The organism is Tenacibaculum sp. E3R01 (genome assembly GCF_003318185.1).
Taxonomy (GTDB): Bacteria; Bacteroidota; Bacteroidia; order Flavobacteriales; family Flavobacteriaceae; genus Polaribacter; species Polaribacter halocynthiae.
Genome location: NZ_QOCC01000026.1, coordinates 110823 through 125709 on the forward strand (window position 1 = coordinate 110823; position 14887 = coordinate 125709).

The 14887-nt window shown below is 29.1% G+C and carries 18 protein-coding genes; 13 read left to right on the forward strand and 5 right to left on the reverse strand.

Going from position 1 to position 14887, the window contains the following annotated elements; translation table 11 throughout:
• The first annotated feature begins 59 nt into the window (after window positions 1-59).
• From rlmD to DS884_RS15405, 10 genes are all read left to right on the forward strand, one after another.
• Window positions 60-1511, forward strand: coding sequence for a 23S rRNA (uracil(1939)-C(5))-methyltransferase RlmD (rlmD, locus tag DS884_RS15365; RefSeq protein WP_093872072.1), 1452 nt, complete (start codon window positions 60-62; stop codon window positions 1509-1511).
• 6 nt (window positions 1512-1517) lie between these two features.
• Window positions 1518-2003, forward strand: coding sequence for a DUF6452 family protein (locus tag DS884_RS15370; RefSeq protein WP_093871647.1), 486 nt, complete (start codon window positions 1518-1520; stop codon window positions 2001-2003).
• A complete protein-coding gene (locus tag DS884_RS15375; protein ID WP_113787381.1) occupies window positions 1984-2694 on the forward strand; it encodes a DUF6048 family protein in 711 nt (236 codons plus the stop codon). The genes DS884_RS15370 and DS884_RS15375 overlap by 20 nt, the downstream gene beginning before the upstream one ends.
• Before the next feature lie 61 nt (window positions 2695-2755).
• The gene (locus DS884_RS15380) at window positions 2756-3703 is read left to right on the forward strand and encodes an isopenicillin N synthase family dioxygenase (RefSeq protein ID WP_113787382.1); all 948 of its coding nucleotides are present in this window, start codon (window positions 2756-2758) and stop codon (window positions 3701-3703) included.
• Between the two features lie 2 nt (window positions 3704-3705).
• Window positions 3706-4029: a translation initiation factor gene (locus DS884_RS15385; RefSeq protein WP_093871650.1), complete on the forward strand. Its 324-nt coding sequence runs from the start codon at window positions 3706-3708 to the stop codon at window positions 4027-4029.
• Window positions 4030-4187: 158 nt separating this feature from the next.
• A complete protein-coding gene (locus DS884_RS15390; protein ID WP_113787383.1) occupies window positions 4188-5132 on the forward strand; it encodes a DUF1835 domain-containing protein in 945 nt (314 codons plus the stop codon).
• Entirely contained in the window at window positions 5133-6002 is an 870-nt protein-coding gene (locus tag DS884_RS15395; RefSeq protein WP_113787384.1) for a nucleoside phosphorylase, read from the forward strand.
• The gene (locus tag DS884_RS15400) at window positions 6003-6863 is read left to right on the forward strand and encodes a substrate-binding domain-containing protein (RefSeq protein WP_113787385.1); all 861 of its coding nucleotides are present in this window, start codon (window positions 6003-6005) and stop codon (window positions 6861-6863) included.
• A gap of 17 nt (window positions 6864-6880) precedes the next feature.
• A complete protein-coding gene (locus DS884_RS18485) occupies window positions 6881-7036 on the forward strand; it encodes a hypothetical protein (protein WP_158530857.1) in 156 nt (51 codons plus the stop codon).
• A 73-nt stretch (window positions 7037-7109) separates the two neighbouring features.
• Complete coding sequence (locus DS884_RS15405) at window positions 7110-7412, forward strand: hypothetical protein (protein ID WP_113787386.1); 303 nt, start codon at window positions 7110-7112, stop codon at window positions 7410-7412.
• 421 nt (window positions 7413-7833) lie between these two features.
• Here the strand turns inward: DS884_RS15405 and DS884_RS15410 are convergent, their stop codons facing one another.
• A complete protein-coding gene (locus DS884_RS15410) occupies window positions 7834-8475 on the reverse strand; it encodes a protein-L-isoaspartate(D-aspartate) O-methyltransferase (RefSeq protein ID WP_093871654.1) in 642 nt (213 codons plus the stop codon).
• A 187-nt stretch (window positions 8476-8662) separates the two neighbouring features.
• On the opposite strand from DS884_RS15410, the gene DS884_RS15415 reads away from it, so the two are divergent.
• The 3 genes from DS884_RS15415 to DS884_RS15425 all read left to right on the forward strand — a co-directional run bounded on the left by DS884_RS15415 (window position 8663) and on the right by DS884_RS15425 (window position 12395).
• On the forward strand, window positions 8663-9622 hold the full coding sequence (locus tag DS884_RS15415; protein WP_113787387.1) for a Gfo/Idh/MocA family protein: 960 nt from the start codon (window positions 8663-8665) through the stop codon (window positions 9620-9622).
• 84 nt (window positions 9623-9706) lie between these two features.
• Window positions 9707-10594 (forward strand): 3-hydroxybutyryl-CoA dehydrogenase, encoded by an 888-nt coding sequence (locus DS884_RS15420; protein WP_113787388.1) that lies wholly within the window; start codon window positions 9707-9709, stop codon window positions 10592-10594.
• A gap of 16 nt (window positions 10595-10610) precedes the next feature.
• The gene (locus DS884_RS15425; RefSeq protein ID WP_113787389.1) at window positions 10611-12395 is read left to right on the forward strand and encodes an aminopeptidase P family protein; all 1785 of its coding nucleotides are present in this window, start codon (window positions 10611-10613) and stop codon (window positions 12393-12395) included.
• A gap of 31 nt (window positions 12396-12426) precedes the next feature.
• Here the strand turns inward: DS884_RS15425 and DS884_RS15430 are convergent, their stop codons facing one another.
• The 4 genes from DS884_RS15430 to DS884_RS15445 form a co-directional block, all read right to left on the reverse strand.
• On the reverse strand, window positions 12427-12882 hold the full coding sequence (locus DS884_RS15430; protein WP_113787390.1) for an HAD domain-containing protein: 456 nt from the start codon (window positions 12880-12882) through the stop codon (window positions 12427-12429).
• Window positions 12883-12972: 90 nt separating this feature from the next.
• Window positions 12973-13530: a YbhB/YbcL family Raf kinase inhibitor-like protein gene (locus DS884_RS15435; protein WP_113787391.1), complete on the reverse strand. Its 558-nt coding sequence runs from the start codon at window positions 13528-13530 to the stop codon at window positions 12973-12975.
• 97 nt (window positions 13531-13627) lie between these two features.
• Window positions 13628-14458 carry a helix-turn-helix domain-containing protein gene (locus tag DS884_RS15440; protein WP_113787392.1) on the reverse strand — a complete coding sequence of 277 codons (831 nt, stop codon included), beginning with the start codon at window positions 14456-14458 and terminating at the stop codon, window positions 13628-13630.
• 30 nt (window positions 14459-14488) lie between these two features.
• Window positions 14489-14884: an ACT domain-containing protein gene (locus DS884_RS15445; RefSeq protein ID WP_113787393.1), complete on the reverse strand. Its 396-nt coding sequence runs from the start codon at window positions 14882-14884 to the stop codon at window positions 14489-14491.
• Window positions 14885-14887: the final 3 nt, after the last annotated feature.

Sequence of the window (14887 nt, forward strand, 5' to 3'; positions counted from 1 at the left end):
TGTTTAAAGTACTTCAAACAATATCTTTTCCTAATTTTGCAAACCATAAAATATTTACAATGCCACGTAGAGAACGAAATAAATTTGTTAAAAAAAATCAGGATTTAGAAATATTAATTGAAGATTATGCTTTTGGAGGAAAAGGAATTGGTCGAATTCGTTCTGATGAAGGAGTTTTTGTAGTCTTTATTCCTAATACCTTGCCTGGTCAATTGGTAAAAGCACGTGTTGTGAAATCTAAAAAAAACTATGCGGAATGTAAGTTAATTGAAGTTTTAAAACCTTCAGATAATGAAATAGAAGTTCCATATCAAGATATTCCTGGGGCTCCTTACATTCAATTACCTATAAATTTACAACACCAGTACAAAAAAGAAAGTACACTATCTCTTTTTAAACGTATTGGTAAAGTTTCTAACATAGAAGATTTATTTGATGAATTTATAGCTTCTCCAAATGTATTTCATTACCGTAACAAAATGGAATATGGTTTTTCTGCTATTGGTTATGATCGAAAAAACAAAACTGATATAGATGAATTTACATTAGGTTTTAAACGTCGTGGTACTTGGTGGATGGGTGATAATTTAGACAAAGATTCTGGCTTATTCGATAAACTGGTTGAAGACAATCTAAAAAGTATTAGAGAATATTGCCAAGAAACTAATTTAGCTCCTTGGCATGGCCCAAAAAAAGAAGGTTTTTTCAGATACTTTGTAGTTCGAAAATCATACAAAACTGATGAATTGCTATTTAACTTAGTTACTACATCTTACGATTTACCCAAATTTGATTTGCAAAAATTCGCTCAATTTTTAAAAGATATTTTCGGAGAACGTTTAGCTGGATTATTACATACAATAAATGATGAAGTTGGAGATAGAACAATTGCCACTTCTGGAAGTATTGACTTGGTATATGGAAAAGAGAAAATAGTAGAAGAGTTGCTTGGATTAAATTTTGAAATTAGCATGAAAAGCTTTTTTCAAACAAATCCAAAATCTGCTGAAAAATTATATACTAAAGTAGTTGATTATGCTTTAGAAAACAAAGAAGCTATTGACAATACTGTGGTTATGGATTTATTTTGTGGTACAGGTACCATAGGACAAATTATAGCTTCAAATTCTAAAAATGCAAAAATTGTAGGAGTTGATATTGTAGCTTCTGCAATTGAAGATGCTAAAAAGAATGCTAAAAGAAATAACATAGAAGGCTTACAGTTTTATGCTGCTGATGTTGGTAAATTCTTATACGAACATCCTCAATATAAAAATAAAATAAGAACCATTATTTTAGATCCTGCACGTGCTGGAATTGCACCAAAAACACTTAAAAAAATCATAAATTTAAATGCAGAAAGAATGGTTTATGTATCTTGTAACCCAGCAACACAAGCTCGTGATACTGAAGAACTAATGAAAGCTGGATACCAGCTTAAAAAAATTAGTTTGGTAGATCAGTTTCCACACACAGCACATATAGAAACTGTTGTTTTATTTGAAAAATAAATTTAAATGAAAAAATACATCTACATTATAATTATAAGTTTTATGGGACTTTCTTCTTGTGAAAAAGATGATTTCTGTACTCAAAATCCTGTAACGCCTAGTTTAATATTACGTTTTCATGATAAAGATGATGTTACAAAGAAAAAAAGTGTAGAACGTTTTTCTATAATTGCTGTTGGAAAAACCGATAGTCTTTTTGTAGACAGAAATACTGATTCTATTGCTATTCCTTTAAATGGACTAGATACCAAAACGGTATATACTTTAAAAATGAATGATGTAGATAATATAAAAACAAACAATAAAATAGCTACTTTAACTATTAATTATACTACAGAAGAAGAATACATTTCTCGTTCATGTGGTTATCGATTTATTTTTAAAGATATTACTTTAACGAGCTCAACACCTTCTTGGATAAATAGTTTATCTACTAAAGATGTTTCTATTATAAACAATCAAATTAAAGCACATGTACAAGTATTTCATTAGTTTTTGTTTAGTTTTTGTTTTTACGAATACCTACTCTCAAAAAAAACAAAAAAAAACAGTAAAAAAAGATACTATAACGTACAAAACTGGGTATGGATTACGTATTGGTGTAGATTTAAGCAAACCAACACTCTCTTTCGTTGATAAAAGCTATAGCGGATTAGAACTTGTTGGTGATTATAGAATTACAAAAAAATGGTATGTTGCTACAGAATTAGGGTATGAAAAAGAAATTAGTTTTGAAGATTTTACAAACTCTACCTCTAAAGGAAGCTATATAAAAATTGGCGCAAATTATAATGCTTATCAAAATTGGCTGGATATGAATAATGAAATTTATATTGGAGCTAGATACGGATTTGCTTTATTTGATCAAACTTTAAATAGTTACACCCCAAATGTTACTAATGGTTCAACTACTCCATATTTTCCTGCAAATACAATAAACACTCCAGTAACTGATACTGGTTTAACAGCGCATTGGACAGAAATTCAGTTAGGAATAAAAGTAGAAACTTTTAAAAATTTATTTTTTAGTGCAGGTTTTTCTTATAAAATTTTACTTAGCATTGATGATCAAAAGAATTTCAAAACATTATATGCTCCTGGTTTCAATAGAGTTTTTGAAAATAATACAGGTTTTGGTTTTAACTATACAATTTCTTACTTAATACCTTTTGTTAATAAGTAATTTATTAGCATACGCTTGATTTTACTACCTTTACAAAGTAAAAAAGTTAAACTTATTAACAATGAATAAAATCCCTAGCGTAAATTTAGAAGACTTTTTATCTAACGATGAAACTCGTAAACAAAAGTTTATTGATGAAATAGGACACGCTTATGAAAATATTGGTTTTGTAGCCTTAAAAGGACACTTTTTAAATGACAAACTAGTAGAAGATTTATATACAGAAATTAAAAACTTCTTTGAACTACCAGTAGCAACAAAACAAAAATACGAAGTACCTGGAATTGGAGGTCAAAGAGGCTATGTTTCTTTTGGAAAAGAATCTGCTAAAGGAAAAAAAGAAGGTGATTTAAAAGAGTTTTGGCATTTTGGTCAATATGTTGAAGACAATCCAAAATTAGAAAAAGAATATCCTGAAAATGTTAATGTAGAAGAGCTTCCTAACTTTAATGAAGTAGGAAAAAAAACATATCAAATGCTTGAAAAAACAGCTAAATATGTACTTCGTTCATTAGCTTTACATTTAGGACTTGAAGAAACGTATTTTGATCAATATATCAAAAACGGGAACAGTATTTTACGTCCAATACACTACCCTCCTATCCAAGAAGAGCCAAAAGGAGCTGTTAGAGCTGCTGCTCATGGTGACATTAATTTAATTACATTATTAATGGGATCTCATGGTAAAGGCTTACAAGTACAAAATCACAAAGGAGAATGGATTGACGCTATTGCAGAACCAAATGAATTAATGATTAATGTTGGTGACATGTTATCTCGACATAGTAATAATAAATTAAAATCAACCATTCACCGTGTTGTAAATCCGCCAAAAGAAATGTGGGGTACTTCTCGTTATTCGATACCATTTTTTATGCATCCTATTTCAGAGATGAAACTAGATGTATTAGATAACTGTATTGATGATAACAATCCAAAACAATTTGAAGATATTACTGCTGGTGATTTTTTAAACGAACGTTTGCGTGAGTTAGGATTAATAAAGTAATAATGGATATACAAGATCAACTTAAAAACCTGTTTCCTGATCATAAATTTGAGGAAAAACCTGTTGAAGAAAAACCTGATGTTTGGCTACAAGAAGAACCCATACTTTGTAAATATGAAAAACGTAAAGGTAAACCTATTACTATTTTAGATGGTTATAATGGAGCTACAAGCGACTTTAAAAAACTAGCTAAAGAAATTAAAACTAAACTAAGTGTTGGTGGTAGTTATAAGGATGATAAAATAATAATCCAAGGAGATTACAGGAATGAAATAATGGAAATTTTAAAAGCCAAAGGCTTTAAAGTAAAAAGAGTTGGAGGTTAAACAAAAATGCTGAGAAAAAAAGTTTCTCAGCATTTTTGTTTTTACATTTTTTGTTATATCATTACAAAGTGTTAAAACTCATTTAATTAATAATAACGGCAAAAAATAAACGTTTATTATATATTATTAAGAAATATTATCAATTATCCCCAATAATTATGGCATCTTCTATATTACACATTACAAACGGAGACAGTACTACCCAAGTATTAAATAAACTAAATTTTAATGGATCAATAATTACATGGCGTGAGATGTTATGTGAAGGAAAAACATCTATTGACGTTGGTAGTGAGAACTTTTGGAAAACTCGCTTTGATTTTTTAAAATCTTCTTATAAAGTTTCAAAAAAAACTTTTATTGATTACACCTTAAAAGAATACAGAAATCTTTGTAATCAAAAACAACAAGATGAAATTGTATTATGGTTTGAATATGATTTATTCTGCCAAGTAAATATGCTTGCTGTTATAAGTTGGTTAAAACGTTACAGAAAAGGAAGAAAAATATCATTAGTTTGTAGTGGTGAAATAGAAGGTAAAAAAGGATTATTTGGTTTAGGTCAATTAACAAATACTGAATTAAAAGAACATTATAATAAAAGAGTAGTATTAACTCAAGATGATATTGAGTATGCTGATTATATTTGGCAATTATATTGTTCAGATAGTCCCCTACGTTTAGAAACAGTTCATCAATACAACCCTATGTCACCTTTTGTATATCTTGAAGCTGCTATTAAAGCACATATTCAAAGGTTTCCTTCAATTAAAAATGGATTAAATAAAATTGAAAACTCTATTTTAGAAATTGCCAATCAGCAACATTTTAAAAATAAAAATGAATTAGTTGGCTCAATTTTGGCTTCACAAGAAGTATATGGATTTGGTGATACTCAATACTTTAACAAACTGCAACACTTAAAAAAACTGTTCACTTCCTTTGACCCCGTTAAACTAAGTAAAATGGGAAAAAAAGTATTAAACGACCAAGTAAATTACTATGGTCAAATACGTTCTGATTTTTCGTATCTTGGCGGTTCTAAAAAATATAGCTACTTGTATATAAACAATACCAACAAGCTATTAAAAATAACATCATAAATGAGCATACAACATTCTGAACTAATATTAAATTCAGACGGAAGTATTTATCACTTAAATTTAAGACCCGAACATATTGCTACTGACATTATTTTTGTTGGTGATCAATATAGAGTAGATAAAGTAACAAAACATTTTGACAGTATTGAATTCACTACTCAAAAACGTGAATTCAAAACAACTACTGGAACCTATAAAAATAAACGTTTAACAGTTATTTCAACAGGTATTGGTCCTGATAATATTGATATTGTTTTAAATGAGTTAGACGCTATCGTTAATATAGATTTAGAAACACGTCAAATAAAAAAAGAACATACTTCTTTAAATATAACTCGAATAGGAACCTCTGGGTCTTTACAAAAAGACATACCTGTTGATAGTATTTTATTAAGTTCTCATGCTTTGGATTTAAATGGTATGTTACATTCTTATCAAATTGATAAAATTACAACACCAGAAATAGAGAAAGCTTTTATTAACCATACCAATTGGTCTGATAAAAAAGCAACACCTATTATTATTGAAAATGGGAAGTTATTAGAACAAAAACTATATTCTAATTCTATTTATAAAGGAATCACTGCAACTGCAGGTGGATTTTATGGACCTCAAGGAAGAGTCCTTAGGTTAGGTTTACAAGACGCTAATTTAAATACTAAAATTGATAGCTTTAACTATAACAATAATAGAATTACAAACCTAGAAATGGAAACCTCAGCAATTTACGGATTATCGAAGTTGTTAGGTCATAACGCTATTTCTATGAATGCAATTATAGCAAATAGAGCTACCGGTACTTTTAGTAAAAACCCTAGCCAAATAATTGAAGATTTAATTATCTATACGTTAAACAAATTAGTAGAGTAAATGCTTAATTTAAAAGTTGGTGGTGTACCGGAACATTTTAATTACCCATGGTACATTACATTAAAAAATAAAGAATACACAAAGCATAATATAAATTTGCGTTGGAAAGACTATCCAGGTGGTACTGGAGAAATGTGTAAAGCTTTACGTTCTGGAGAAGTTGATATTGCAATTGTACTTACTGAAGGAATCATTAAAGATATTATAAATGGTAATCCTTCTAAAATTACCCAAACTTATGTAAAAAGCCCTTTGATTTGGGGAATTCATGTTGGCGCAAAATCTAATTTTAAAGAAATTCGAGATTTAGAACACGCTACCGTTGCTATAAGTCGATTCGGATCTGGCTCTCACTTAATGGCAATTGTGAATGCACATAACAATGGGTGGGATATTGATAAATTAAAATTTAAAGTAGTTGGAAACTTACAAGGAGGTATTGATGCTTTAACCAATAAAGAGGCTGATTATTTTATGTGGGAACATTTTACTACAAAACCTTTGGTTGACAGTAATATTTTTAGGCGCTTAGGAGATTGTCCAACACCTTGGCCTTGTTTTGTTATTGCTGTTCGTGATGAAATTTTAGAAAACAATTTTGAAGAAGTAAAAAAAGTTTTAAATATTATAAACTCTTGTACTGAAGACTTCAAAAGCATCCAGAATATTGACAAAACACTAGCTATCAGATACGAACAACAAGAAAAAGACATAAAAGAGTGGCTTTCTATAACTGAATGGAATGATGGAAAACCTGCTTCAAAAAACTTAATTACACGTATACAAAATAAAATGGTAGCCTTTAACGTTATTGAAACGAAAGAAGATTCTGGTAAATTAATCAAAAATATGTATATTTGATTTTTAAAATATTAAAAATGAAAAAAGTAGTATTTATTGCAATTTGTATAGTTAGTTTATTAGGTTTTTCTTCTTGTGGTAGCACAAGCCCTTGTGGTTTAGCTAAAACTGATCAAACAAAACAAAACTCTCATCAACAAGAGGTTGTAGTTGCTGAAGCAACTGCCGAATAGTTGATTTCTTTATTCAAATTCAATAAATCCGCTTAAAAAGCGGATTTTTTATTTTTAGTCTTATATTCACGCTATGAAAAAGACATTAAAAAAAATTGTATTTACTACTCTAATACTATTTTTTACTTTTTATTTAACAGACCTGTATTTACTGCGAGGGTATTTTACACCAGCAATTATATATTCATTTTATAAAGAAAATGCAGAGATTGGAAAAGAAGTTAAAAATAAAAACTGCTCTCTGTCTATTGAAAAAAAAGACAACTCCTTTCTCATAAATTTTGAAAATAGAAGTATAAATCCTTATTTAGTTTGGACTTATAGATACGACAAACTATTTTATGAAGTTAATGATTCAATTTTTTTTTTCATTTAAGAAATAAATTTAATTTTCCACAATACAATAATGACTATGAATACGGTCTTGAATGTGGAGCAGGAGAATTTTCTATCAACCCTTTAGAATCCTTTAAAATAAAAAAATCATACAAAGAGTTCGTAAATTCAATTTATTGGAGTGGCGTACACCAATATAATTCAAATCATGATACCGTCAAAGATCTAATTTATAATAAACCTTTATTATTAACCGATCGTAAGAAAAAGTTCAAAACTTTTAAAAGAAATGATTTAAAACCAACAGATTCAACAGAAGTCTCTTTGTATATCCCATTATTTAGTTTCGATCATAAAGAACTTTTTTATGTCAAATCAAATTCAGTGCGAATCTCTTATTTAGACATTATTGAGAATCTAACAATACACGAAAAGAAAATACATAAAGATTTTCGAGAATTTTAATTCTTCTTCTTTAACATTGGAACGAACTTAAAATCTCCTAATTCATGTTTTTCAAACTCTTTAGGTGATTTACGTATAAACAATGTCATTACTTGTTCAGTATCACCAACAGGAATTAGCAGCATTCCTCCTACTTTAATTTGTCCTAATAAAGCTTTAGGTACAAAAGGAGCCCCTGCTGTAACAATAATTTTATCAAAAGGAGCTTGTTCTGGTAATCCCTTATAACCATCTCCAAAAATAAATCGTTTAGGTCTATACCCTAATTTAGGTAAAAATAATGATGTTTTTTTAAACAATTCGTGTTGACGTTCTATAGAATACACCTCAGCTTTTAACTCTAATAAAACAGCAGTTTGATAACCTGACCCTGTACCAATCTCTAATACTTTGTCACCTTCTTTAATTGCTAACGTTTGTGATTGAAAAGCAACTGTATATGGATGAGAAATAGTTTGTTCAGCTGCTATTGGAAATGCTTTATCTTGATACGCATGCGCTTCAAAGCTACTATCTATAAATAAGTGCCTAGGAATTTTACGAACAGCCTTTAAAACTTTTTCGTCTGTAATTCCTTTTGCTTCTAAAACGTTTGCTAATTGGTTTCTAAGTCCTTGGTGTTTGGTAGTATCTCTCACTAATATCCTAATTTCAGTGGGCTAAAAATAGTAATAAATATCTTTAAAAGTGTATCTTTGTTAGCGTTGATTTTTTTCCAAAAATCACTAACTAAAAATAACACTTTCATTACGAGGATACAACCCATAAAAATAATTATTAAAAAGATTGTTTTTATCTTCTAAGTAATAAAAATAAATATAAAATATGTTAAAAGCTGGAGTTTTAGGAGCAGGTCATTTAGGTAAAATACACTTGCGTTTATTACAACAATCAGAGAAATATGAATTAATAGGATTTTATGATCCTTTTACTGAAAATGCACAAAAAGTTGCTAAAGAATTTGGATATACCCTATTCAACTCTATAGCTGAACTTATAGATGCTGTAGATGTTGTAGATATTGTAACACCTACTCTTTCACATTTTGACTGCGCACGACAAGCCATTGAAAAAGGAAAACATATTTTTATTGAAAAACCTATAACCAATACAGTATTGGAAGCTGAATCTATAAGAACTTTAGCTAGTCAATTTCATGTAAAAGGACAAGTGGGTCATGTTGAACGTTTCAATCCTGCATTTACTGCTGTAAAAGACATGATTGATACTCCAATGTTTATTGAAACTCATAGATTAGCTGAATTTAACCCAAGAGGTACTGATGTTCCTGTTGTTTTAGATTTAATGATTCATGATATTGATGTTATTTTATCTGTTGTAAAATCAACTGTAAAAAATGTGCATGCAAGTGGTGTTTCTGTAATTTCAGACACTCCAGATATAGCAAATGCTCGAATTGAATTTGAGAGTGGATGTGTTGCTAATTTAACTGCTAGTAGAATATCTATGAAAAACATGCGTAAATCTCGCTTTTTTCAAAAAGACGCTTATATTTCTGTTAATTTTTTAGAGAAAAAGTCTGAAGTAGTTAGAATGAAAGATGTACCAGAAAAACCAGATGAGTTTGCTATGATTTTACAAAACGCAGAAGGTGTTAAAAAGCAAATTTATTTTGATAACCCTGAAGTAACAGAAAATAACGCGATTTTAGATGAGTTAGAGTCTTTTGCTGATGCTATTAACAATAACACTACCCCTATTGTTTCTTTACGTCAAGGTACTGAAGCTTTACGTGTAGCACAAATGATTATTGACTGCTTTTAATCCCTCATACTAAGTAAAAACATTCAAGACAAACAAACGAAATTAAAATAAATTATTCAACTGAATAAAAACAAACTACAACACATGAAAAACATAGCCGTAATTGGAGCTGGAACAATGGGAAATGGAATTGCACATACTTTTGCGCAATTTGGATATAATGTACAATTAATTGATATTTCACAAACTGCTTTAGATAAAGGTTTAGCAACTATTACTAAGAATTTAGATAGAATGGTAGCTAAAGAAAGAATTTCAGAAGATGATAAAAATAATACATTAAACAACATCACTACTTTTACAAGTATACAAGATGGTGTTAAAAATGTAGATTTAGTAGTTGAAGCTGCCACTGAAAACGTTGATTTAAAATTAAAAATTTTCAAAGACATTGACGTAGCTTGTGGTTCTAACACTATTTTAGCTACAAATACTTCTTCTATTTCTATTACACAAATAGCAGCTGTAACTAGCAGGCCAGAAAAAGTTATTGGTATGCACTTTATGAATCCTGTACCAATTATGAAGTTAGTTGAAATTATAAGAGGATATAATACAACTAATGAGGTTATGGAGATTATTGTTGATTTAACTAAAAAAATCAAAAAAGTTCCTGTTGAAGTTAATGATTATCCTGGTTTTGTAGCTAATCGTATATTAATGCCAATGATTAATGAATCAATTGAAACTCTTTATAATGGAGTTGCTGGTGTTTCTGAAATTGATACTGTAATGAAACTTGGAATGGCTCATCCTATGGGACCTTTACAATTGGCTGATTTTATTGGTTTAGATGTATGTTTATCTATTTTAAATGTAATGTACGATGGGTTTAAGAATCCTAAATATGCCCCTTGCCCACTATTGGTAAATATGGTTATGGCTGGAAAACTAGGTATTAAATCTGGAGAAGGTTTCTATGACTATAGTGAAAGTAGAAAAGCTGAAAAAGTAGCAAAGCAATTTTCATAATTCATAACTTATTTTTATGATATCTCAAAGATTAAAAGCTTTAAGAAACTATATGGCGTCTAAGAAATTAGACGCTTTTATAATTCCATCAACAGATCCTCATCAATCTGAATATGTGGCTAACCACTGGAAGTTACGTGAATATTTTTCAGGTTTTACAGGATCAGCAGGTACACTAGTGGTAACTAAAGATATTGCTGGTTTATGGACGGATTCTCGTTATTTTTTACAATTTGAAGATGAATGTAATAATAGTGAAGTAATACTTTGTAAACAGTCTATTCCTCATGCTCCAGAACATGTTGAATGGCTTTGTAACCTACTTAATGAAAACACCATAATTGGTGTTGACTATCGTCAATTTTCAAAGTCTCAAATAGATTACATACTAAGCTTTACCTCTACTAAAAATATTCAGCTACAAAACGAACCAAAATTCACTGATGGTATTTGGACAGACAGGCTGGCTTTACCTAATTTCCCTGTAGATGTCCATCCTTTAGAGTTTTCAGGAGAAACTACTGCTTCGAAAATTGATAAAGTTCAAACTGAAATAAAAAATCAAGATGCGCAATACTATCTATTTTCTTCTTTAGATGAAATAGCTTGGCTATTTAATATTCGCTCAAGCGATGTAGGTTTTACACCATTAGTAACAGCTTATGCTTTGGTAGGTGCAAATACTTCTATTTTATTCTGTAATAAATCTCGTTTTTCGCAAAGTGCTATCGCCACTTTTGACGAATTAAATATTTCTGTTCAAGAATATGATACTGTAGTTTCTTTACTTAATGAAGTACCTAAAGAAAAAACTATTATTACTGATCCTTCTACCTTAAACTATTCATGTTTTAATGCTGTTAGTGGTCGTTTTATTTATCAGAACTCTATTGTTAAAGAATTAAAAGCTATTAAAAATGAAATAGAAATTGAAGGTGCTAAAAACTGTATGTTAAAAGACGGTGTGGCACTTACCAAGTTTTTTATTTGGTTAGAACAGGAGTTAGAAAATAGAGAAATTTCCGAGTATGAAATTGGTAGAAAACTAGATAACTTTAGACAACAACAAGAATACTATACTGGTGAATCATTTGCTGCAATTGTTGGTTACAAAGGAAATGGAGCTATTATTCATTACACAGCACCAGAAGAAAATTCTGCAATGGTTAAAAATGAAGGGATATTACTAGTTGATAGTGGAGCACAATATAAAGATGGAACTACAGATATCACTCGTACTGTTTGGTTAGGAGACACTCCTTCAACAGAACTCAAAACAGCGTATACTAGTGTTTTAAAAGGATATATTGAATTAGAACAATTACAGTTCCCTATAGGAACTACTGGTGCTCAAATAGATGCTTTTGCTCGTATGCATTTATGGAAAAACGGATTAGATTATCCACATGGTACAGGTCATGGTATTGGAAGCTATGGTATGGTACATGAACCCGCACAAGGTTTTGCAACTGGAGCAACTACAGCAAGAGGTACAACATCTCATTTATCTCACCAACTAACCACTATTGAACCTGGATGTTATGTAACTAATCAATTTGGTATTAGGACCGAAAACATTGTTGTTTCAAAAGTTGTAAAGGAAACAGCATTTGGAAAATTTTTAGGTTTCGAAGCGTTAACCTTATGCTATATAGATACTAACTTATTAAACTTAGAACAATTAAGTACTTCTGAAATTAATTGGTTAAATAACTATCATCAATTAGTTTCTGATAAACTATCTCCTCTTTTAAATGAGAAAGAAAAACAATGGTTACAACAGAAATGTAAAGCGTTATAATCAAAAAAACAGCCTATTAAAGGCTGTTTTTTTATCTAAATTTACTAAATGCTTCTTCTAATTTACTTTTATCAAAACCTTTTAAATAGCTAGTTAATATTAATTTTTGTTTATACATTAACTCTAGTCCATTTAATGATTTATCATCATCAATTATCAAAAAATCAGAAACTTTAGTTTCTTTAATAAATTTTAAAACTTCATCCTTTCTATTCTTACAATTATCATAAGTAGGCAAAAAACCTTTTATCGAACTTTTAATATTTCTATTTTTAAAAATTAAATTAAATTCCTCTAATTTTTTCACCGTTCTTCTTGTTGAACTTAGCCAAATCTCAAATTCAGCCATTGATAAAAGAATATTTAAATTATTAATACAATCTTTATTAAATTTAGAATAACCATCAGTATCTATCTCATCAGCTTTCCACATTGGAGTAGTTATTAAAACTCCATCTAAATCTAAAATCAAAGTTATTTTTGGCATTACTTATTTTAATAATTATATATAATCAAATATAACTATTAGTGTCTAGATATTTATTTTAAAAATATACTTAAATAAATTATGGCCCCTCTATTTTTTGTCTCTTTTATAATATGCTATTATACTAGCTTTGGCTAATGAATTATTCCATAAATAATAACCAACTACTGCAGGATTTGTATTTTTATTTAACCCTAATGATTCAGTTTTTAAAGCATATACTGTAATTATATATTGATGTGTTCCATGGCCTTTAGGAGGACAGGGTCCACCATATCCAGTAACTCCATAATCAGTAACACTTTGTACGGCTTTCTTTGGTGTGAGTTTTAATTTTAAATTACCAGCTCCAGAAACTAATTCACTAGTAGTGTTAGGAATATCAAATACAAGCCAATGCCACCAACCACTGCCTGTTGGTGCATCAGGATCATACATAGTTACCGCAAAACTTTTCGTTCCTTCAGGTGCATTTGTCCATGCTAACTGAGGTGATTGATTTTTACCTGTACAACCAAAACCATTAAACTCTTCTTTTTTTGTTGCTTCTCCTCCTAAATCTTTACTTGTTAAGGTAAATGTATTTTGAGAAAAAGTAGTTGTGGATAATCCAAGTAGTACTAATAAAATAAAATTTAGTTTCTTCATAATATTTGTTTTTAATTATATCTACAAAATTATGAGCAAATTGACTAAATAGTATATTTAGTATAGTTCAAAAAGTGTTGTTAAAAGTTCAACTTAATTAATATTGTTTTGGGGTCACTCCAAACTTTCCTTTAAAAGCCTGAATGAAACTCGATAAACTTTCATATCCAACCTCTTCAAAAATCTCTGTTGGTCTTTTAGATTCATTTTTTAATAAAAAGGCGGCATGTTCAAGCCTTTTATCTTGAAACCATTTACTTGGTGAAGTATGAAAGTATTTTTCAAATTCTCTTTTAAAAGTTGAAACACTCATATTTGTTAAAAAAGAAAGCTCTTTAATAGTTAGTTTATTTAACTTATTCATTTCAACTGTTTGAATGAATTTTTCATATTGACTATCAACTTCATTTACTAATGAATGTAAAAAACTCACTCCCTTGATTTCTACAAGGTAAAGAAGTACTTCTTCAAACTTCACCTCTAACATCTTTTTTTGCAGAGATATTGATAGTTTTGATATATCTACTAGACTATCAACAAACCTATTTAAAAAAGAATCATAATCAAATGAATTTGTAGAGTACCTAGTAGTTTTCTTTGTTAAATTAAACTCAAATTTTCTAATAAATTTTAATACATCTTCATTAGAAAAAAACAACAATATACTTCTATAAGATTCAGAAACATTAGAAAGTTTTTCTGTCATCAAACAGTTTCCTGATTTCATTAATAGAAATTGCGAATTATTTATAGTACAAGAAGAATCATCAAAGAAAACTTCCTTTGTTCCCTCTTGAAGAAAGCTAAAAGTATTTTTATTCAATACTATTTGTTGTTTAGATATCTCCTTGTTACTATTATAGTCATAAATACTGACAGACATAGAAGAATTCAAATTTAGCTCATCAGGTAAAATGATTGTATTCATTCTAGTTTATATAAAGGTTTGGAATCATTTTTACTTTTTCGATATTTTCTTTAAAACATCAATTGCTTTATCTGCATCATTTTTATCTACAAAAATATGATCGTGATAATACCCAGCTATTACATTACAACTAATGTTATTTTTTGCTAATTCTGTTGAGAAGATTGCTGTTAAACCAACTGCATCAAGCGATGAGTGAATTGTAAGAGTTATCCATGAAGCTATATAATCATACTTCAATTTTAACTCATCAGCTTTTTTCTTTTCTATAACAATAGTTGTTCCTTCTTTTTCTTTAAATTCACAAATAGTATCCTTTCTTTTAATAAAACTTTCATCTTTTATTGTTGAAAAAACATAATCTCCTTTATTTAATTCTGGAGTCATTCCTTGTATTAATTTAGATAAATTTTTCTCTCCTGACATTTC

Bases quoted from the DNA above. Each gene is read 5' to 3' on its own strand.
- rlmD (WP_093872072.1), top strand. From the start codon at position 60: ATGCCACGTAGAGAACGAAATAAATTTGTTAAAAAAAATCAGGATTTA.
- DS884_RS15370 (WP_093871647.1), top strand. From the start codon at position 1,518: ATGAAAAAATACATCTACATTATAATTATAAGTTTTATGGGACTTTCT.
- DS884_RS15375 (WP_113787381.1), top strand. From the start codon at position 1,984: ATGTACAAGTATTTCATTAGTTTTTGTTTAGTTTTTGTTTTTACGAAT.
- DS884_RS15380 (WP_113787382.1), top strand. From the start codon at position 2,756: ATGAATAAAATCCCTAGCGTAAATTTAGAAGACTTTTTATCTAACGAT.
- DS884_RS15385 (WP_093871650.1), top strand. From the start codon at position 3,706: ATGGATATACAAGATCAACTTAAAAACCTGTTTCCTGATCATAAATTT.
- DS884_RS15390 (WP_113787383.1), top strand. From the start codon at position 4,188: ATGGCATCTTCTATATTACACATTACAAACGGAGACAGTACTACCCAA.
- DS884_RS15395 (WP_113787384.1), top strand. From the start codon at position 5,133: ATGAGCATACAACATTCTGAACTAATATTAAATTCAGACGGAAGTATT.
- DS884_RS15400 (WP_113787385.1), top strand. From the start codon at position 6,003: ATGCTTAATTTAAAAGTTGGTGGTGTACCGGAACATTTTAATTACCCA.
- DS884_RS18485 (WP_158530857.1), top strand. From the start codon at position 6,881: ATGAAAAAAGTAGTATTTATTGCAATTTGTATAGTTAGTTTATTAGGT.
- DS884_RS15405 (WP_113787386.1), top strand. From the start codon at position 7,110: ATGAAAAAGACATTAAAAAAAATTGTATTTACTACTCTAATACTATTT.
- DS884_RS15415 (WP_113787387.1), top strand. From the start codon at position 8,663: ATGTTAAAAGCTGGAGTTTTAGGAGCAGGTCATTTAGGTAAAATACAC.
- DS884_RS15420 (WP_113787388.1), top strand. From the start codon at position 9,707: ATGAAAAACATAGCCGTAATTGGAGCTGGAACAATGGGAAATGGAATT.
- DS884_RS15425 (WP_113787389.1), top strand. From the start codon at position 10,611: ATGATATCTCAAAGATTAAAAGCTTTAAGAAACTATATGGCGTCTAAG.
- DS884_RS15430 (WP_113787390.1), bottom strand. From the start codon at position 12,882: ATGCCAAAAATAACTTTGATTTTAGATTTAGATGGAGTTTTAATAACT.
- DS884_RS15435 (WP_113787391.1), bottom strand. From the start codon at position 13,530: ATGAAGAAACTAAATTTTATTTTATTAGTACTACTTGGATTATCCACA.
- DS884_RS15440 (WP_113787392.1), bottom strand. From the start codon at position 14,458: ATGAATACAATCATTTTACCTGATGAGCTAAATTTGAATTCTTCTATG.
- DS884_RS15445 (WP_113787393.1), bottom strand. From the start codon at position 14,884: ATGTCAGGAGAGAAAAATTTATCTAAATTAATACAAGGAATGACTCCA.